Here is a 20,439-nt window from a genome sequence, read left to right as displayed (position 1 = left end):
CCATAGAACCCAAAGTGGGGATTCAGGCGGCTATTTTCTCAAGGAACAAGAATGGATAGGATTACTCAGCCGGATTTGACGAACCGGTAAAAATGGATCTGTTTTTTGACCGTCAGTCGTCAGCTGATTCATTCGGATGGGCTTCTTCCCGGTGTTGGGGGGACGCTCATGAGCCTTGTGGTAAAAAGGTAGCAGTCATTACCGTAGATTTTTTAGTGCTGATTTGTTGTTTATTGCAACCAAAACTATGCTTAATCCTTTAAACAAAAAAGTTTTAGCACTTTATTTATTAAAAAAATAATTATTACCATTCAAATTTTCTTAACGGATGGATTTCCTTTGCGTGACGCCGAATAATAACTTGCGCCCTGATTCAGGTCCAGATGCAAACCGGATGGCAACGGGATGGAGAAAAGTTTGTTGATGCAGTATGGAAATTTTAGTTACGGCCGCCGTTATAAGTTACATTATCTACCTGCGGTACTACGCGGATTTACGCACGAAGTCGGAAAAAGAACGCGACCAGATGCGAGCCGGTATTGAACTGTTTGATAATCAGCAGTACGAAGCCGCTTTTTCTTACTTCGACGAATGGATACGCACCAAACCGTCGTCGAGCGTTGCCTACCTCTACCGGGCCCGCTGCCTGCGCCGTCTGGGCAAGACCTCGAAAGCGCTGGATGATTTGAAAACCGGACTGGGTTACGACGATACGGTGGTGGACCTGCACCTGGAAACGGGGCAGATTCTGTATGAACAGCAGGCCTCTGAAGCCGCTTTTCAGGAGTTCGACAAAGCGGTTTTTCACTCGCACGGCAACCTGGCCGAGCCTTTTCACTGGCGCGGGCTTGCCTTCCGGCAACTCAACCAGCCGCAGTCGGCGCAGCAGGATTTGGAACGGGCGCAGGCCCTGGCCCAGTCACAGCAAACCGTGGCTGGCCTTGTCAGACCCAACGACCCTTTTTTCGACCGGAAGCTGCTGGTGAACGGTGTCTTTATTCTGATCAACAGCCTAGTGCTGCTTTATGTCATCAAAGAAACGGATGTGGTTCACTGGCCGTATCTGCTGGCCGCTATTTCGGCCGCAGCCATTGGCTTTGCCCAGCCCCGCAAAGGCTGGCTGCTGGCCATTCTCCAGGTGGCGACCCTGTTGATTGGGTATTTCGTTTTTGCTAACCCTCCCCGGAACGGGGGTGACCGGGAACTGGAGTTATTTAGCCTGTACGGCTGCATCGGCCTGACGTTCGTGGGTAGTTTTGTGGGCGGGGTTCTGAAACGGGCGCTCGGCACTTGACTGTTTATGGTATCCTGGAAAATACAAAAGCCGGGACCCGCGGGTCCCGGCTTTTGTGTACTGAAGCGGCCGATCAATTTTTGCTGCCGCCCCCCAGGGCGGCGGGTGGTTGCTGATCTGCCTTTCCCTTTTTGGCGGCTTTGGCAAAATCACCGGCTTTGATAAGGGTCATTTTGGTGTAATCAATGTATTTGCGAATGGCGGTATTGACCTGCTCGGGCGTCAGGGCGGCAATTTTCTTGTCCAGATCGCCGTCGTAAGCGAAGCTGCGCCCGTCTTTCTTCGACAGATACCGCGCCCACATGCTTGCCAGAGCGGCATCCTGCGCCCGGGCCAGTTGGCGTTCCTGTAACATGGCCGATTTGGTTGCCTTTACCTCGTCGGCCGTTACGCCGTCTTTTCGCAGGCGTTCCACTTCCTCTTTAAAGGCTTTGTCAAACTTCTCGCCATTTTCGGGGTTGAAGATGGCATACGAACCAAAGCCGCCCACCCGTTCTTCCTCACCGGCCCAGACGTAGGAGCCAACGCCGTAACTCAACCCGTCTTTCACCCGGATGCGGTCGGCCAGCCTAGAATTCAGCATGCCTTCGCCCAGAATGTAGTTGGCCATTGCCAGCGCGGGGTAATCCGGATCATCGTCCCGCACGGGCAACACCATGCCCCCCGAAAATACCGCCGACGTTTTGTCATCGGTCTGAATCGCCTGCGTCTGCGGTTTTACTTCCGCAAACAGCGATCCGGGAATCCGGGTATAGGCCTTGGCGGCTTTCCAGTTGCCCAGGTCCTCGGTCAGTGTTTTGCGCATGGCGTTTTCGTCAAAAGCGCCCACTACGGCCACGGTAGCACTCTGGGTACCGTAAAAATCCCTGTAAAATGCCTTCACCTCGTCGAGCGTCACGGCGTTGATGGCGGCAATTTCCTCATCAAACGTCATGGTGTAGTACGGGTGGCCTTTCGGATAGGGCCGGATGATGCGCTCGCTGGTGTTGTTGGCGATGGCTTGCGGTTCTTGCTTCTGGGCTTCCAGATACGCCAGTTGCTCCTGTTTCAATTTATCCAGTTCGTCCTGGGGAAAAACCGGATTCTTGAGGTAGTCGGTCACGACCCGCATCACCGCCGGCAGGTTGTCTTTTGAAGTTTCGATCTGTACACTCGCCGATTGGCCGTAGCCATACACGTACACCCGGGCTTTCAGCTTATCCAGTTCGTCTTTGATCTGCTGGTACGAACGGGTTTTGGTGCCCCGCTCCAGCATGGAAGCGGTCAGGCTGGCCACCGTGGCCTTGTTGGTCAAACTTTTTGCGTCGCCGTAGCGCAATTGGATCTGCGCGTTTACCGAATTGCCCCGCGTGCTTTTGGGCAGCAGCGCCCATTTCAGACCGTTAGCCTCCTTGCCGCGCTTGGTCCGGGCGTCGATGTTGGCCGGCGACACGTCGAAGGCTTCCCCGGCCGCCACGGCCTCTTCGCCTTTATAATCTTTAACCAGCGCCATTACGTCCGGCGCGTCCGGTATCTCGGCCCGGTCGGGCTTCTGCTCGGGTATAAACAAGCCCACCGTGCGGTTGCTTGGCTTGAAATAGGCCTGGGCGACCCGCAGCACATCGTCGGGGCGCACCTTCCGGATGGCGTCGCGGTACAGAAACACGAGTCGCCAATCCCCGGCGGCCATCCACTCACTCAGTTGCAGCCCCACGCGGTCGGTATTTTTAAACAGCAGTTCAATATCCTTGAGCAGCTTGGTTTTGGCCCGATCCACTTCTTCAGCGGTGGGTGCCTGACTGCTCACCTCGTCGAGCGTCGCCAGCATGGCCGTGCGGGCCGAGTCGAGCGACTGATCCTTGCGCAGCTCGGCGTAGAAGTAGGCAAAGCCGGGATCGTGCAGGGCGGGCGTCCAGCCCCATTGCATGGCGGCTTTTTTCTTCTCGACCAGGGATTTATACAGCCGTCCGCTGGGTTCGTTGACGAGCACATCCATCAACACGTCCAGGACGGCATAGTCGGGATGCGAGCCGGGGGGCGTGTGGTAAACCACGGCTACCCCCTGTGTGTCGCCCACCCGCCGGAGCGCGGCCGACCGTTCACCATCCTGCGTCGGCTCGACCGAATAGGTTTTGGACAGCTGGCGCGTCGGCTTCGGAATGGGGCCGAAATACTGATTCACCCAGCCGAGCGTTTTCGATTCATCAAACTTGCCCGCCACCACCAGGACGGCGTTATCGGGCTGGTAATATTTCTGGTAAAACGCCTTGAGGTTCTCAATCGGTACGCGCTCAATGTCCTCTTTCGAGCCGATGGTCGATTTGCCGTAGTTGTGCCAGAGGTAGGCCGACGACAACACCCGCTCCATCAGCACTGACTGCGGGGAGTTCTCGCCAATTTCAAATTCGTTGCGCACCACGGTAAACTCCTTGTCGAGGTCCTTTTTGTCGATGAACGAGTTGACCATCCGGTCCGATTCGAGGTCCAGCGCCCACGTCAGGTTTTCGTCCGTGGCCGAGAACGTCTCGAAGTAGTTGGTGCGGTCGTACCAGGTCGTACCGTTAGGCCAGGTGCCGTGTTCGGTCAGTTCCTGCATGATGTTTTTGTGCTTGGCGGAGCCTTTAAACACCAGGTGTTCGAGCAGGTGCGCCATCCCCGATTCGCCATAACCTTCGTGACGCGAGCCCACCAGATACGTAATATTAACGGTTACGGTGGGTTTCGACGGGTCCGGGAACAGCAGCACCCGCAGACCGTTTTTGAGCTGGTACTCCGTAATTCCTTCAACGGAGGCAACTTTCGTTACCCCCTCGGGTAAGGCCACTGCCGCCGGTTTTTCCTGGGCAGTCGTCACGGTCAGGGTACTCACCACCAGCCCGGCGGTGAACGCCCAGCGTCGGATGGATTGGCAACAGTTTTTCATGGTAAGAGAAAGTGAGATGATGCGGTATAGATAGCAAAAAACTGCTTAATTATCAAGGGTTTGAATACCGACGTATTCGTTTCCGCATCGCCTATTCCAAAAACGGATTCCGGCGTTTCAATGGGTACCTTCTCATTCACCGGCTCGTTGTCGGAGCGTCTTTATTTATGGGAGGCTCCCGGTTCTTTTTGTCTCGACGGCTCACGGGAGCAACGACCGCGGGTGTTGATTTTTTCAACTGCCTCGTTTGCCGGTTCACTCCCTGTAATTGCTGCTTCGTTGGCTTGCGTTAGGTAGTTTATCGGAAATGGAATTTATTTGCCGGTGGTATTGTCTAGTAAGCAAAATACGAAATGTGGCGCTATGACGTTTATTTACCACCGGCAGGAACAGGCGGATATCAGTCCCTACTTTAACCTTACTTTTTCCCAGGAAAATCTTCGGCGCGAAAAACAACGGGCGGGCTTGCTGTCGGGCGTTTTTGTTGTCGGGCTGCTCCTTTCATTATTTTTCTACCTGACTCTGCCCCTCGATTCGTACCCCCAGCAGGCCAGGAATGAAATTATGCGGGTGGTTCTGCCTTTTCTGGTCTTTATGTCGCTTTATGAGCTGAACATGTGGAACATGTTTCGGATCTGGGCGCAGAAAGGATTTACCATCCCCCAGTTGGCCAAGTACCTCAATGCCACCTTCGAAATTTCGGCCCTGACGCTGCTGCTGTACCTGCTTTCGGATAAGTTCGACCATCCGATTCTGGTCATGCTGTCGCCCCTGACAACGCTGTACTACTTTTTCATCATTCTCTCCACCCTCCGGCTCAACTTCTGGATTTCGTTTTACACGGGTCTGATTGCCTGCGTCGAGTTTTTGCTCCTGAGCGTTTACCTCCTGGAAGAACCGTCGACGCTGGCGGGCTCGTTTAGCCTTTACCTGACCACGTCGTTTGCTTACATTGTCAAATCGGTTATCTTTCTGCTGTGCGGAGTTTGCGCCGGTTACGTTTCGCGGCAGATTCAGATCAGCATCAAAAGCTCCATCGAACGGAGCGAGACGCAGAATCAGCTGATCACGTTTTTCGGCCAGCAGGTCTCCCCGGAAATTGCGGACCTGATCATCAAGGAAAAAGGGATGCTCAAAAGCCAGCACATGAAGGTCAGCGTGCTGTTTCTCGACATCCGGAACTTTACCAAATACGCCGACAAACACACCGCCGACGAGGTTGTGACCTACCAGAACGCTTTTTTCAGCATCATTGTCGAGATCGTCAACCGCCACGGTGGAGTGGTCAATCAGTTTCTGGGCGATGGCTGCATGATTACGTTCGGGGCGCCGATACCGCTCCGTAATCCCGCCGAAAATGCCGTCAAGGCCGGACTGGAGATCATCGCCGAAATCAAGAAAGCCGTCCTGGAAGACCGGATTATTCCCACCAGCGTCGGCATTGGCGTCCACGTGGGCGATGCCGTCATTGGCAACATCGGAACCGAAACCCGCCAGCAGTTTTCCATTACGGGCACGGTGGTTATTCTGGCCGCCCGGATCGAACAGTTGAACAAGGAATACGGTACCAACATGCTGGTTTCGCAGGACGTGATCAACGAGCTCTCCGACTTTCACCCCGCCCTGACCGAACAGCTTGGCGTGGTGGATGTGAAGGGCATGGAAGCGGGCGTAGAACTCTACAAACTGTCCTGAGCTAGAACAGAAAACCGACCCGCAGCAGCGGCAGTTTTTCCTCTTCTGACATTGCGTACAGCAGCGAAATCACGGTTTGCCGGTACGGCGACAGCCAGACGCCCCCGCCGTAGCCGTGGTGCCAGTGCCGCGAGTTCTCGCCCTTCACCCAAACCCGCCCGACGTCGTTGAACGCCAGCAGCCCCAGGTAAGCGGGGAACAGGTACGTCCGAAGGGTGGCGACTTTCAACCGCAATTCGGTATTGTTGTAAAGTGTGCTTTGACCGGCAAACCGCGTGCGCCGGTACCCCCGCAGGTTCGACAAGCCGCCGAGCGTGTTGGCCTGGAAGAACTCAAAATCCGTGAAGTTGATGCCCCCGCCCAACCGCGTGGCAATGGTCAGCGTGGTGGGCAGCCGCAGACTCGCGTAGAAGGCCAGGTCGGACTGCAGGCGGGTCAGACTCCGGGCCAGGTTCGAAATTCCTTCGTAGGCCCGCAACTCGGTTCGCCAGTAAATGCCGCGCGAGGGCACCACCCGGTCGTCCCGGTTATCAATCAGAAAACCCGCTTTCAGGCCCGCGTACCACCGGCGTTCAAACAGATTTTGTCCGTCGGGTTGGCGGCTAGCGAATTCACCGATGAACCGTTGCTGGTTTTCTTCCACTTCAATGCTCTCGACCGCCGGACCGTAAAACAGCCGCATGTTGCCGACCTTATGCTCCAGAAAAGCGCCCAGCGCGATGTTTTCAAACCGGGTACGGTAGTACGAAATACCCTTCGATTTGTCGAAAACCGTCCGGTTGCCCAACCCAAAAAAGTTATAGACGTAGTTGGGAGCCTGAATGTCGGCATCCAGCCGCAGGTCCGCCCGCCCGATTAAATCCGTAAAAAGACCGTCGTAATTGAAGTTGAAAGCGTCGGTGGCAAAGGCGTGGTTGGCCACAAACCGGTGCTGCTGGGCAAACGGTTCTTTCCGGAAACCGTTCTTGCGGTAGAGAACGCCCCCGCCCAGAAAAAGGCCGTCGTCGGGGTTGTACTGCACCGACACCTGCGGAAGCAGCACGTCATACTTAAACGCCTTCCGGTCGTACGCGTTGATTGCCGGTTTGCCGGAAAGCCGCAGCCGGGTCTCATTGCCGGTTTCGGTTACCGTTTTCCTGGTGTCGTAAACAATCGTTTTTCGGAAAATACCCGAAACTTTCGACTGGTCGGTGATGCGGTCCTGGCCCTTGCCGCCAATGATGCGCAGGAGGATGCTTTTTCGGCTTTCGCCCTGCACCACAAATTCGTCGTCGCCCCCAAAACCGTACAGCCGGACCTCGTCGGTTTCCGCCGGCTGGAAAACGCGCCAGTAGAGCTGATCCCCCGAATCGCCTTCTTTTTTGAGTTTGTAGACCGTTACCGTCATGGAGCCATCGGGTTGCCGCTCAACCACAAACCGTTCCCGTTTCTCGCTGCCCGTTACGTCCACCGAACGGGCCAGAAAACGGTACAACTCCTCCGCGTAGCGCGGCAGTTCGGCCCGTCGGCTTTGCAGCTTGGTCCTGATGGCAGCCGCCGTTTCCTGGTAAGTCGCTTCGGGTAGCTGCTTCAGGGCTTCGTCAATCACGGTATCCGTTAGTTGGCGGGACAGCGAATCGGCCGTGCGGAGCCAGTCGTCCAGCGACGGTTCGGTCAGAAACGTCCGGTCGAAATAACGGGCATTGAAGGCCAGCCCCGGAACGTCCCGAATCGTGGCGGAAAAACCCTGAAACTTCGGCATGGCCCACTTACGGCTGGCCATGCGCGGAATGACGCCCATGTTAACGAAAAAAGCCTGATCGCGGTCGCGCGGAATCGGCTTGAAGATCACGCCTTTGCCTTTCTTGAAACTGGCCCACCGCCACTGGTCGTCGTGCCGGTCCCAGTCGCCCAGCCACAAGTCGAACAAGCGCGCCCGTACCACCGCCCGCTGGTCAACGCGGTTGTCGTTATCGTCGGCCAGTTTGTCGAGCAGTTTGGTGGTGCTGTAAATTTTCTTCGTCCCGCCAAATTCGCCGGTGTTCTCGTAACTGCCATCCACGCGTTCTTCAAACAAGGCCAGCGTCCGGGCGAAGGCTCGGCGGTAGGGTCCGAGCAGCGAGTCATCCGGAACAATGACCAGTTTGGGGTTGGTGTGAAACACGCCCGCAGCATCGGCCAAACGCGGAATAACCAGGGCCGCGTAGGGGTGCGAAGCCGAAATCTGATCCTGCACCAGATCGTTCACAAAACCGCTTCTGAATGATTCTGGAACGGCGTTTTCGGCGTACTTTTCCACCGACCGCAAAACATACTCCTTGCCGTCGTGGCCCCGCAAACGCAACGATAACGTCTGCATTCCCCCACCCCGCTGCAACGGTTTCAGCCCGCCCGCTTCCTGCCGAAGGTTCAGCACCGGCACCGTAACGGGAGCCCGCCAGACGCTCCGGTAGTTGTCGCCCAGCATCAGCCGGTGCAACGGTGAGGCTTCGTACTGCGCACTGGCGAGGGTGGTTTGCGCTACGGCTACCGCCGGGTTCTCGGCAGTCGGTTTGGGTTTAACCGGTACCTGAATGGTTGTTTCGTACAAAACCCTTCCAGTTTCTCCCTCCGGAGCCATAAACCGGATGCGGGTTTGTCCTTTTTCGTCGAAATCCAGCCGGGCAAATCCTTTGGCGGAAGACGCAAACAAGCTGTTCCGCCCCTTTTTGACGGCCACCGACTTGGAGCCGCTGCCGCTGGTCAGGTAATAGGTTGAATCGCGCAGGATGAGTTGTTCGTTGTGATCGTGCCCGTTGACATACAGCACATTGCGGTATTTTTTCAGCAGGGCCACAAGGCCGTTGCGGAGCAGCTTGTACTTCGGATGCGGAATGTCCTGAATGTTACCCAGCAGCGAGCGGTATCCCGGATAGATGGAGCCAATCACCGGCAAGGGAATGTACAGGTTCGGTTTGATGTCGGTAAGCGGAAACAGATGATCTTTCCAGGTAAAGTAACCGCCGTGTTCGCCGTGGCTGTACATCGGATGGTGGCCCGCCAGCACAACTTTCTTGTCCTGATTTCGCGCCAGCACATCGTCCAGCAGCAGCAGAAACGAGGGCAAATCCTTGGCTTCGCAATCCGATTCTTCCGCGGGTTTGTCCCACGGATGCAACCACCACTGCGTATCGATCAGCACCAGCGTCAGTTCCGGATTCAGGGCAATTTCGACCGGACCGGGGCAGCCGTCTTTCGGGAAAAACACATCGTCACGGCCCAGTTGGGCGGTTACAAAAGCTTCCTGATGGCGGACGCGCTGCCAGCCCTCGCGCTTGCCCTGCTGCCAGTCGTGGTTGCCCGGAATCACGAAAGCCCGTCCTTTAAATCCGTTCAGAATCGCCAGCTGATCGCGCATACGCCGTTCGGCGTCAGCCCGGTCGGTGTGGGCCGAATCCGGCATACCGCGTGGGTAAATGTTGTCGCCCAGGTAGATAATGCTGCTGTTGGACCCGCTGGTCCGGAGCTGATGCTGAACGGTTTTCAGCACCTCGTCGCCCCCCGGCTGCGGCTCACCGGCATCGCCCAGCAGAAATAGTGTGTACGGTTTTGACTGGGCCCAAACCCCGTGAGAAATCAGGAAGCAGAGGAAAAGTGCCGGGTAAAGTCGTTTCATAAGCGAATTCGTTTCCCTCAGGGCTGGTGGGCAAACTCCAGGATGTAACCCGCCTTGCCGTCGCCTTCACTGGCAATGTAGAGCGTTCCTTCGGGGGTAAAACAAATGCCTTCAGGCTGGCGAAACAGCTTTGAATCGAGGGGTTCCGAGGCTACAATCCGGCCCTTGCGGTTGACCACCACCAGCCTTTTGCCTACGGAAGTCAAGAGGTAGAAATCGCCGGTTTTCGGGTGAACCGCCAGCCCGGATGGTTTGAATTTTTTCGGATCGATGCCCGCTTCCGTCAGTGCTTGCTCTTTCAGAATCATCCCCTGAAAAAGAACTTTCGATTTCAGGTCGTACATGTAGATCACTTTGTCGTTTTTTTTCCCGCCCTCTTTGACCGCAATCAGCAGCCGGTCGCTTTCGGGGTCATAGGCCAGCCCTTCCACTTCCGTTTTGCCGGGCAGGTTGCCGGGAATGCGCGCAATCGACTTCGAAAACGGCTTGAAGTGGTATAAATCGCCGTTGCTTTTCAGGGTATAAATTTCATCTTTAACCCACTCGATCCCTTCAAAATCGCCGTAATTACCAAAAAGGGAGGAGTCGGCAATCTGCTCCTTCTTCACATCGTAGATGTACGCCACCGCTAGTTCGTCCTGCACGCAGAGCAACTGGTTTGGTTTATAATACGACAGTCCGGAGATTTCTTCCAGCTCATCCGGGAGCGTAAACCGTTTGACGGGCGTCTTTAAATCGTAGGGAACGGTCTGGCGTTCGGCCGTTTCTTCAACCTGATCCGCCTGCGTTTTTTTCGACTCACAAGCACTTAAAAAACCGGCCAAGGCCAGTAAACAGATGGATATTTTAATCATTGATTTTTAAATTTAACAGCGTTCCCAGCGCCCTGAACTCTTCACACGCCCACGACTGTCCTGATTACCGGGTTGGGAAGAAATACGCGGCAACGCCAAACGCCAGTACCGAAGCCGCAAAGCCAAACATAAACATTGTGTAGGCAATGCGCAGCAACCGGTATTTTTTGCCCAACACTTTGCCGAGGTAGTAAATATCACGGGTCATGCTGCTGTACAGAAAATCGGCGTCGTTCATCATCTCCCGCATTCCCCATTCGTAGTCGACCAGGTCCATCTTGTGGAAGTTCCCAAAGAACAGCAGATTTGCCTGTTTGTTATGAATATCTTCTTTTGAAAACCGTCCGCTCGTGATGTGGGGCCGGGTCGCCAGAATGGCAAAAATGGTGGCGGCTAAACAACTAATCGTCAGCATAACCGTCGGAATAATCAACTGCGGCCACTCGTCCAGCTTGCGAATGAGAATGCTGACAATCAGGGACACAATGATGGTGTTAACCGAGATCATGATGTTGGCCTTGTTGTCGGCCATTGCGCTGAGCTGAAAGTGGTTCTGTGACGTAACCCGAAACATGGTTTCGATGCCCCGGTCGGGCCGCTTGGGCTTTTTCGGTTCGTCTTCGGGCGGGCGGGTTCCGGCGGGCGACGCTTCTTTCCCCTCGTCGTCCGCTTCCAGTTCAGCCAGCTTCCGACGGGCTTTTTCCAGATTTTTCTCCTTTAAAGGCGTCAGGACGGTTTTGCCATAGTCTGTGAAATAGTGATGGCATTCCATGAGCGTGATGGACCCCAGCATCCACTTCTTTTTGCCCACCTTTCCGGTTGTATTCTTAAACTCCTGCCGCATCAGTTCACTGCGTTCAAAAAAACGATCCGAACTCAGGTGAAAAAGATCAGCATCACAAACCACTTCGGCCACGCGGGTGTGCGGATTCTGCGGTAACTGGGTAGCCAGCACACTGTCGGTGATCACCCGTATCCGTTCTTCGCTCAGACCCAGCTCTTCCAGAAAGGGCCGGGCCATGTCAACCCCGGCGGCTTCGTGCTGCTGGCGTTTTTGGGCGTACCCGATGTCGTGCAGCCAGGCGGCCATGATGGCGTTTTCCAGCTCCTCCTGGTTCAGACCGGCCTGTTTGCCAATCTGTTCGGCTGCTTCCGCTACTTGCAGGGTGTGTTTGAGGTTGTGGTAGACCAGCTCTTCGGGCAGCGCACGCAGCAACGTTTCGGCGTATTCCCGCGTACGGTCAATTAAGGATATTTCAGTGAGCATAAAGCGAGGCAATAACGTCCGAAAAACAAGGTACGGATTTGTGACATAAAATGGTAAACAAAGTCTAAGGGAAACCGCAGTGTGGTTTTACCACGCCTAATTATAGGATAATTCCGGTAGTGAGCCTAGACATTTCGACGATTCGTCGACGGATGGCTCGAAATCATTTCATTTGGTAAACCCTGTTGACTACATTTAGGTTAAACGCGTATTCTTTTAAGTCATTGCATCAACGCATGAAGCACTTTTTACGGGGGTCGTCTGGCATCATTTTCCTGATTCTGAGCACACTCTATTTCCCGGTTCTGGCGCAAACCTCCCTTAAAATCAGTGGCCGCATCACCGACGCGGCTACGGGTGAAGGAATTCCCTTCGTCAGCGTTGCCATCCGGGGAAAAACCGCCGGAACCACTTCCGATGAAAAAGGCCAGTACTCCCTCGTAACCACCCAAACCGGCGACTCCCTGCTGTTTTCCAGCGTCGGTTACCAGACCCGCTCATACCCCCTGTCTTCCGCAGCCAGCCAAACCATTAACGCGGTACTGACGTCGGCGGCCAATCGGCTTCAGGAGGTCAAAATTTACGCCAAAGGCGGTGACCCGGCTTACCGCATCATCCGGGAAACGATTCGACGGCGCGATCAGTTCGATCCCGACCAACTGACGGCTTTCCAGTACGAAAGTTATTCAAAAGTCGAAGCGTACGTGAACAACTTTGCCAACAAACGCAAGAAAGGCCGCGGGGGCGGTCCGGTCGGGAAATTATTATCCAAGCTACCCGCTATTTACGACAGCCAAGGCAAACCCGCCGTGCCGGTTTACGTTTCCGAAACTATATCGGAATACTACCAGCGCTCGAATCCGCAAAAAACCAAGGAACGTATCCTGAAAAGCCGGGCGTCGGGTGTTGGGGTCAGCGACGGCGGTGTGGCCGCCCAGCTCACCGGCTCCTCGTTTCAACAATATAATTTTTACCGCAATTACATCAGTCTGCTGCGCAAGGACCTGCCCTCTCCGCTCGGCCAGGCCTGGCAGGCCATCTATACGTATCGGTTGATTGACACGGTGGCAGTTGGCGGCATGGTTTGCTATCAGATTGATTTTGAACCCAAACGGGCGACGGATCTGGCCTTTTCCGGAACCGCCTGGATTGATACGACGCGCCTGGGGTTGTCGCAGATCGACGCCCGGATTGACCAGCGGGCCAACATTAATTTTGTCGACGAAATCCGGCTGGAACAGGAATGGGAGGAAGTGGGTGACAGCACCCAGACCAATCCCGTCCGCCTGCCGGTTCTGACGCAGCTTTTGATTGATACCGACGAGCCGACGCCCAACGCGCCGGGGGCGCTGGTGCGGTTTTACATGGCCGCCCGGAACGTGCAGGTCAACCGGCCGCAGGAAGCCAGATTTTACGAGCCACCGCTGGAACTGCTGGAAGGATACAGCGAAAAATCACCCACCTACTGGCAGAACAACCGCCCCGAAAACCTGGGGCCGGAGGAATTGCGGGCTTTCGAAGTCGTGGATTCGGTGCGGAACGTTCCGTTCATGAAGGTCCTGGGCGAAATTGTCAACCTGACGATGGTAGGTTACTACTCGCTGGGGCCGGTTCACCTGGATGTAGGTCCACTGCTGAACAGTTACGCCTACAACACTGTGGAGGGGCACCGGCTGCGGCTGGGGCTGCGGACCAATACCGGTTTCAGTCGGCGGTGGATTTTGGGCGGTTACCTGGCGTACGGCACGCGCGATCAGCAGTTGAAATACGGCATGAACATTGATTACGTCGTTCGGAAAAAACCGTACACCATTGCCGGTATCGAAAAAACGTACGACATCGAACGGCTGGGGGCTTCGTCGGAAAACCTGGGCGGCAATACCATTTTTGCGGCTTACACCCGTTTCGGTACGCTCCGGCGGCCTTATAGGCAGGAATCGCAGACCACCTACATCAAAAGCGAACTGGGCAAAGGGGTTACGCAAACCATCAGCCTCCGCAACCGTACGTTTGAACCGCTGTTTCCGTTTGCCTATTCCGTAAACCAGCCGGACCAGATCACGTCCAGTTTTTACCGAACCACCGAAATGCAGTTTGAAACCCGGTTTGCCCCCGGAGCCCTGATGATTCAGAGCGAAAACGATCGATTTTCGGTGGTGGGCAGCAGCAGTCCGGTCGTGACGTTTCGCTACCAGCTCGGTTTGCGCAATGTGTTGCACGGCGACTTTGCGTACCACCGCTTCAGCCTGAATCTGCGGCATTCCTTCCGGATGGGGGTGCTCGGGCGAACCCGTTACCAGATTAACGCGGGCTACATCCCGTCGACCATACCGTATCCGCTGCTCTACATTCCGCTCGGCAACGAAACGTTTTTCCGGGTCGAGAATGCGTACAACCTGATGAACTTCTTTGAATTCGTCAGCGACCGCTACGTGGGCGTGCTCGGGGAACACAACTTTGAAGGACTTTTTTTCAACCGCATTCCGGCGATCCGGCGGTTAAAATGGCGGTTTCTGGCAACTGGGGCGGTGTTTCTGGGCGGTGTGAGTGAAGCCAACCGGACCCTGATTCCGCCCACCAACGAGTTGGGTCAAACGGTATTGGGTTTCCAGGCGATGAGCCGGGCGCCGTACGTAGAAGTGGGATACGGCATCGACAACATTTTCAAAGTCTTCCGGGTTGATGCGATTCACCGGTTAACGTACCGCAACAACCCGAATGTCTCCACGTTCGGCATTAAAGTTTCGGCCTGGGTCAATTTATAAGAATAGAGTGACTTACCTCACGGCCAAATGAACGGGTGGAGTGTTGGGGAAATGTGATATCTTGCACCCGCAAATGTTCTCTAATTAATCCGACATTTTTATGGCAAAAGCACCAGAGGCCGAAGTAGCGATTTTGAAAGAATTTATTGATGCGAGCGGAATTTCCGCCACGGCCGACGAACGCGGTTTCTATTATATCATTCATTCACCGGGTTCGGGCCCTAAACCGACGGTGCGTTCCAACGTGACCGTCAACTACGAAGGTTCGCTGACCAACGGCAAAATCTTTGACAGCAACAAAAACATAAGCTTTGGCTTGTATCAACTCATTTCGGGCTGGCAGGAAGGGATTCCCCTCATTGCGCCGGGCGGCAGCATTACCCTGTACCTCCCCCCCAGCCTGGCCTACGGCTCGCGGGCTCAGGGCGGTATTCCGGCCAATTCCATTCTGATTTTCAAAATTGACCTGATCCGGATCAATTAAGAGCGTTCCTTGCCGCTCCGGTAAATTAAAAAACCGGCGTGGTACGAACCAAAGTCATGATGACTTTGGTTCGTACCACGCCGGTTTTCACTTATCTAGTAGCCGGTTTTATCCTACTGGCAACGGACCGACCGGTTTTATCCAGTGACTCCGCCCTTGGCTTGTTCCCGGCGTTGCCGAAAGTTATTCCAAAATCAACTTCGACGGGTTGATTCCAACCAGTTCGATGTCGAAAATCAGTTCCTCGCCCGCCAGCGGGTGGTTGGCATCCAGCGTCACTGAAGTAGCCGTTACGTTCCGCACGACAACCGGTACCGCCTGCGGATTACCGTCCTGGTGCATGTTCAGGGTCAGGCCGACTTCCAGTTCAATATCATCGGGAATGAGCGAACGGTCAAATTCGAAAACCATGTCCGGGCTCGACGGGCCGTAGGCATCCTCCACGGGAATCCGCACGGTTTTGGCCTCTCCGACTTCCATGCCTTTCACCCCTTCATCAAACCCTTTGATGACCATGCCGCTCCCAACCTGGAATTGCAGGGGCGACCGACCGCTGGACGAATCAAACACGGTACCATCGTTTTTTCTGCCGGTATAGTGCACCTGCACCGTATCTCCAGCTTTTGCTTGTGCCATAATAGAAGAGTGAATTGTGTGCCCAAAACTAGGTAAACCCGCCGAAAGTCGGTCACGATTTATCGATTATTTGAATTAACTCGCCGTTACCGTTTAGTGTTCAGCCGCTTACTATTCGGGCACCAACCCTTCTTAATAAGCTCGGGCAAACACGACCCGCTGCTTCGACGGTTTTCCGCTGTAGACGCAGACGCCCTCTTCCGGCTCACCCTCGAACGGGATGCAACGAATAGTGGCTTTGGTTTCTTCCTTGATGGCTTCTTCGGTTTCGGACGTGCCATCCCAGTGGGCCATCAGAAATCCGCCTTTTTCGATCTGTTCCTTAAACGCTTCATACGCATCCACCCGAAACGTATTTTCCTGCCGGAACTGAGCGGCTTTCTGGTAAATATTGGCCTGAATATCATCCAGTAGCTGCTGGATATGCGCCACCAGACCGTCGAAGGAAATGGTTTCTTTCGTTTTCAGATCCCGGCGGGCAATTTCCACCGTGTTGTTTTCCAGGTCGCGCATTCCCATCGCCAGCCGCACGGGCACGCCCCGCAGCTCGTATTCGGCAAATTTCCAGCCTGGTTTGTTGGCATCGCTCGTATCGAATTTCACCGATATACCGGCTTTCCGAAGCTCTTTGATCAGCGGGTTGATTTTCTCGGACAATTGCGCCAGTTGCTCGTCATTGCGGAAAATGGGAACAATCACCACCTGAATGGGCGCCAGCTTGGGCGGTAACACCAGGCCGTCGTCGTCGGAATGGGCCATGATCAGCGCGCCCATCAAACGGGTGCTGACTCCCCAGGAGGTTCCCCAGACGTAATCCTGCTGGTTGTCTTTCGTCAGGAACTTTACGTCAAAGGCTTTGGCAAAATTCTGCCCCAGAAAGTGCGACGTGCCGGCCTGCAACGCTTTACCGTCCTGCATCATGGCTTCGATGCACAGTGTATCTTCCGCACCCGCAAACCGTTCGTTCGGGGTTTTGGCCCCGCGAATAACCGGCACGGCCATCCATTCTTCCGCAAACCGGGCGTATACATCCAGCATTTGCCGGGTTTCTTCCTGGGCTTCCTGAGCGGTTGCGTGGGCGGTATGGCCCTCCTGCCAGAGAAACTCGGCGGTGCGCAGGAAAATCCGGGTGCGCATTTCCCAGCGCACCACGTTGGCCCACTGGTTGATCAGCAGGGGCAGGTCCCGGTACGACTGAATCCAGTTTTTGTATGTACTCCAGATGACGGTTTCTGAGGTGGGCCGTACAATCAATTCTTCCTCCAGCTTGGCTTCCGGGTCCACGATAACGCCCGAGCCATCCTCCGCGTTTTTTAGCCGGTAGTGGGTCACGACGGCGCACTCCTTGGCGAATCCTTCGACGTGGGACGCTTCTTTACTGAGGTACGATTTCGGAATGAACAAGGGGAAGTAGGCGTTGGTGTGGCCCGTTTCCTTAAACATATCGTCCAAAGCCCGCTGCATTTTTTCCCAGATCGAATAGCCATACGGCTTGATCACCATGCACCCCCGAACCGCCGAATTTTCGGCCAAATCGGCTTTTTTTATCAACTCATTGTACCACTCGGAATAATTTTCGGAACGCGAAGGAATTGCTTTTGCCATGACTGACTGAAATATATTTTTGTTGGGATTAAACCATCACCTATAAATGTGGGTCTAATACTATGAGAAGCTTGCAAAGATAGGTTTTTCTCCTATATTTGTAATCAAACGGCTTAGTTGTAATCATTTTGCCGACTTCTGTGTTTTAGATTTAGCGGGTCCCTTTGAACCTTTTTTTACACCACAACACCATGAAAGTGCAACATACTTGGAAATACCTCTCACTACTGGTTGTGCTCGGCTTTTGGGGCTGTAGCTCCAGTAAGAATTTAGCGGGTGAATCCGATGACCTGTACGGATCTTCGGCCGACGCTCCCGTTTACGCATCGAAGGAATCACGACCAGTCGAACGCACCCGGACCGCATCTCAACGGTATGAAGACAGCCGCATGAACGCCAATCCGGACTACAATGATCAGACTTTAGGACTGGGCGATGATGAGTATTATAGCGAAGTGACGGCCCGTAAAGTAACGCGCGGTATTTCTCCCGATCCAGGCTGGTCTTCGGACAACTCTTATACCAACGGTTTTGCGAACGGTTACAACACCGCAATGATGAACTCATCCTGGAACCGTTGGGGCTGGAACAGTCCCTTCTTCGGTGGAATGAACCTGGGCATTGGTCTGGGGATGTCGTCCTGGGGGTGGGGTGGTCTCAACAGCTGGCGTTATGGCGGTTTCTACGATCCGTTCTGGGGTGGCTCGTACGCATACAGTCCCTTCTACGGCGGAGGGTTTGGCGGTGGATTCTATGATCCGTTCTATGCCTACTCGCCTTTTGGCTATGGGTACGGCTTCAACAGCTTCTACAACCCGTACATGTACGGCGGTGGTTACGGGCGCCCGGTTATTGTTAACAACTACGACCGGATTGGCGCCAACCGCAACGCAACGTACGGTGCCCGGCGGGGTGTCTCCCGGGATCGTTACAACAGCGATTTCGTAAACACGCCACGGAGCTACAACAATAACAACGGCGGTCGCCGGTCCGGTGAACGGAATTCGGCGAATAACACGGCCAACAACACGTATTACAGCCGTCCGAACAACTCAGGCGGAACGGTCAATACGGGTTCTTACGGTACAGGTCGTGCCAACAGCCGGGGAAGCTATTACTATGGTGAATCAGGTAGCGGTGGTAGCCGGAGCAATACAAATCCATCCGGCAGACCAAGCTATACCACACCTAGCACCAACAACTCGGATTACTATGCCGCTCCGCGCCAGAACAGCCGGGGTACATATTCAGCCCCGTCCTATAACAGCGGATCACGGGTTGGTGCTTCGCAGGAAACTCGGACGTACCAGGCGCCAAGCCGTTCTTATGAAGCTCCGCAGCGCACCTATAGCCCGCCTTCACAACCGAGCTACAGTTCACCTTCCTTCGGCGGTAGCCGGGGTGGTGGTGGATCCAGTGGCGGGGGGGGTGGTTACTCCGGCGGTGGCGGATCGCGTGGTCCCCGTTGACGAATACTGACTACATAATCAGAAATAAAAAGCCCGACGATTGTTACAATCGTCGGGCTTTTTCGTTGTATTATCGGGCTGAGCACATGGTTGCATTAAAACTACACTCGTTTTTTCGGGTTAATTTAAACCAAACCGCTCCAAAACACATCTATAGCTTAAAGTCCACAGAAAATGCAAACCCGATCCATGACTTTCATTTTTAGAACACACTTGTATGAAAAATAGCCTCTGCATTGTGGGGTTGCTCCTGTACGCAGGTTCAGCCCTTGGCCAGAACGATATTTACGCTGGCGACGCGTTTCGGTATTCAGAAGTAACGCAAACCGGAACCGCCCGGATGCGTGCCCTGGGCGGCAACCACGCCAGCCTCGGGGGAGACGCCAGTTCCGTATTCGGTAACCCGGCCGGTCTGGGTTTTTACAACCGCTCAGAACTTAGCTTAAGCCCATCCTTGAATCTTGTCAACACGGAAGCTCGGTATCTGAATCAAACTTCTTCGAATACGAAAGGCAATCCGAACATTGTTCAGTTTGGTTTGGTTTTGGCGGGCAATCGCCAGAGCGAAAACCGTCGCTGGCAACGGACCGCTTTAGGAATAACGTACAACCGACAGAACAGCTTTGCCAATCTATTTTCTTTTCAGGGGCGAAATTCCAACAACTCCATTGTTGATTCGTACGTTGAAGATGCCAACAGCCGTAATTTAACAGGAGCGCAAATGGACCAGCAGTATTTTCCCGCCCCTGACAACCAAGCGAACTTTGCTTCCGCAGCGGCTTATCAGCTGTACTTAATTGATCCTGTTACAAATCCCGCAAACCCAAATCAGACCACCTATAATCGATTTGATGAAAGTCCGCTCTATCCGAATAACCAGCGTTATTTACCAACGGATCAGCGGAATACGTTCTCTTCGTCGGGGGCAACCTCACAATGGACGATAGCTTACGCCGGTAATCTTGATAATAAGCTTTATGTTGGAGGGTCGATTGCGCTGACCCGTATTCGATACGATTTTGACAATGATTATCGGGAATCTCTGGTAGGCGGACAAATTTATCGAAGCGTTGGACAAACCGATAACTTTTCAGCTACGGGAAACGGTATCAATCTGTCTTTAGGGCTCATTTACAAGCTGGATCCAAGCTTTCAGATCGGCGTCTCGGCAACTACGCCAACTTTTTATTCTGTAAAAGAGACGTTTAACTCTAGCGTCTTCACCGATGCGGTTAACATACCCCGAGTTGATGAAAATGGACAGACGGTCTATTTCACACCCGACAACCAGCGTATAGACGTCGTTCCCAATAACTTTGAATATTCCATCACGAGTCCCTTCCGCGCATCCGCTGGAGCTACTTACTTTTTGGGGGCTAGCAAGATTGGATTTATTACAGCGTCGGTAGATTATGTCGGCTACCAGGGAATGCGCGCTAGTACGGACATGTACAACAACGTCCAGGATAACAACGAATTCAAAAGTGATGTAAAACAGAGTGTTCAAAGCACTTACAACAATGCCGTTAATTTCAGAGTGGGTGCAGAAGTGAGGGCTGGCTTTCTTCGTTTCCGGGGTGGCGTTGCTTACCTCCCTGATCCATACAAACAAGCCTATCGCGATATCGACCGTGACAAACTGTTAGTTTCTGCCGGGGTGGGTGTTCGCAATGACCGTTTTTTCACCGACCTTAGCGGCACTTATAATACATTCAAAACCGTTTATTCTCCATACTCACAATCGCCCTCTGCTCAGATAAACAACCAGGTAACCAATGTTACGTTGTCCGCTGGCGTCTTTTTCTGACATAACTGTTCAGAGTATTTCTTATGA

Annotated in this window: 12 protein-coding genes; 6 read left to right on the top strand and 6 right to left on the bottom strand. The window is 54.1% G+C overall.

All coding sequences use genetic code 11. The annotated features are described in order from the left end of the window. The first annotated feature begins 430 nt into the window (after positions 1 to 430). Positions 431 to 1,294, top strand: coding sequence for a tetratricopeptide repeat protein (locus tag OQ371_RS19835; RefSeq protein ID WP_265990065.1), 864 nt, complete (start codon positions 431 to 433; stop codon positions 1,292 to 1,294). A gap of 73 nt (positions 1,295 to 1,367) precedes the next feature. On the opposite strand, the gene OQ371_RS19830 is transcribed toward OQ371_RS19835, so the two are convergent. After that, complete coding sequence (locus OQ371_RS19830; protein WP_265990064.1) at positions 1,368 to 4,196, bottom strand: M16 family metallopeptidase; 2,829 nt, start codon at positions 4,194 to 4,196, stop codon at positions 1,368 to 1,370. A gap of 363 nt (positions 4,197 to 4,559) precedes the next feature. Between OQ371_RS19830 and OQ371_RS19825 the strand changes: the two genes are divergently transcribed. Beyond that, entirely contained in the window at positions 4,560 to 5,891 is a 1,332-nt protein-coding gene (locus OQ371_RS19825) for an adenylate/guanylate cyclase domain-containing protein (protein WP_265990063.1), read from the top strand. Between the two features lies 1 nt (position 5,892). On the opposite strand, the gene OQ371_RS19820 is transcribed toward OQ371_RS19825, so the two are convergent. The 3 genes from OQ371_RS19820 to OQ371_RS19810 all read right to left on the bottom strand — a co-directional run bounded on the left by OQ371_RS19820 (position 5,893) and on the right by OQ371_RS19810 (position 11,646). Beyond that, complete coding sequence (locus OQ371_RS19820) at positions 5,893 to 9,525, bottom strand: BamA/TamA family outer membrane protein (protein ID WP_265990062.1); 3,633 nt, start codon at positions 9,523 to 9,525, stop codon at positions 5,893 to 5,895. 17 nt (positions 9,526 to 9,542) lie between these two features. Further along, complete coding sequence (locus tag OQ371_RS19815; protein WP_265990061.1) at positions 9,543 to 10,379, bottom strand: SdiA-regulated domain-containing protein; 837 nt, start codon at positions 10,377 to 10,379, stop codon at positions 9,543 to 9,545. 64 nt (positions 10,380 to 10,443) lie between these two features. Further along, positions 10,444 to 11,646: a Pycsar system effector family protein gene (locus tag OQ371_RS19810; RefSeq protein WP_265990060.1), complete on the bottom strand. Its 1,203-nt coding sequence runs from the start codon at positions 11,644 to 11,646 to the stop codon at positions 10,444 to 10,446. A gap of 236 nt (positions 11,647 to 11,882) precedes the next feature. Here OQ371_RS19810 and OQ371_RS19805 point away from each other — a divergent pair, with 236 nt between their 5' ends. Together OQ371_RS19805 and OQ371_RS19800 are read left to right on the top strand one after the other, a co-directional pair. After that, entirely contained in the window at positions 11,883 to 14,411 is a 2,529-nt protein-coding gene (locus tag OQ371_RS19805) for a DUF5686 and carboxypeptidase-like regulatory domain-containing protein (protein ID WP_265990059.1), read from the top strand. Positions 14,412 to 14,511: 100 nt separating this feature from the next. Next, positions 14,512 to 14,895: an FKBP-type peptidyl-prolyl cis-trans isomerase gene (locus OQ371_RS19800; protein ID WP_265990058.1), complete on the top strand. Its 384-nt coding sequence runs from the start codon at positions 14,512 to 14,514 to the stop codon at positions 14,893 to 14,895. A gap of 183 nt (positions 14,896 to 15,078) precedes the next feature. On the opposite strand, the gene OQ371_RS19795 is transcribed toward OQ371_RS19800, so the two are convergent. Then, positions 15,079 to 15,531 carry an FKBP-type peptidyl-prolyl cis-trans isomerase gene (locus OQ371_RS19795; RefSeq protein ID WP_265990057.1) on the bottom strand — a complete coding sequence of 151 codons (453 nt, stop codon included), beginning with the start codon at positions 15,529 to 15,531 and terminating at the stop codon, positions 15,079 to 15,081. 132 nt (positions 15,532 to 15,663) lie between these two features. Beyond that, positions 15,664 to 17,136 carry a proline--tRNA ligase gene (proS, locus tag OQ371_RS19790; RefSeq protein WP_265990056.1) on the bottom strand — a complete coding sequence of 491 codons (1,473 nt, stop codon included), beginning with the start codon at positions 17,134 to 17,136 and terminating at the stop codon, positions 15,664 to 15,666. 191 nt (positions 17,137 to 17,327) lie between these two features. On the opposite strand from proS, the gene OQ371_RS19785 reads away from it, so the two are divergent. After that, positions 17,328 to 18,605 (top strand): hypothetical protein, encoded by a 1,278-nt coding sequence (locus OQ371_RS19785; RefSeq protein ID WP_265990055.1) that lies wholly within the window; start codon positions 17,328 to 17,330, stop codon positions 18,603 to 18,605. A 217-nt stretch (positions 18,606 to 18,822) separates the two neighbouring features. Next, positions 18,823 to 20,412, top strand: a complete 1,590-nt coding sequence (locus tag OQ371_RS19780; protein ID WP_265990054.1) for a hypothetical protein — start codon at positions 18,823 to 18,825, stop codon at positions 20,410 to 20,412. Positions 20,413 to 20,439 lie beyond the last annotated feature (27 nt).

The sequence above is a fragment of the Larkinella insperata genome (assembly GCF_026248825.1).
GTDB classification, from domain to species: domain Bacteria; phylum Bacteroidota; class Bacteroidia; order Cytophagales; family Spirosomataceae; genus Larkinella; species Larkinella insperata.
Note: the sequence above shows the minus strand (reverse complement) of the source record. Positions and strands in the feature narration are given on the sequence as shown.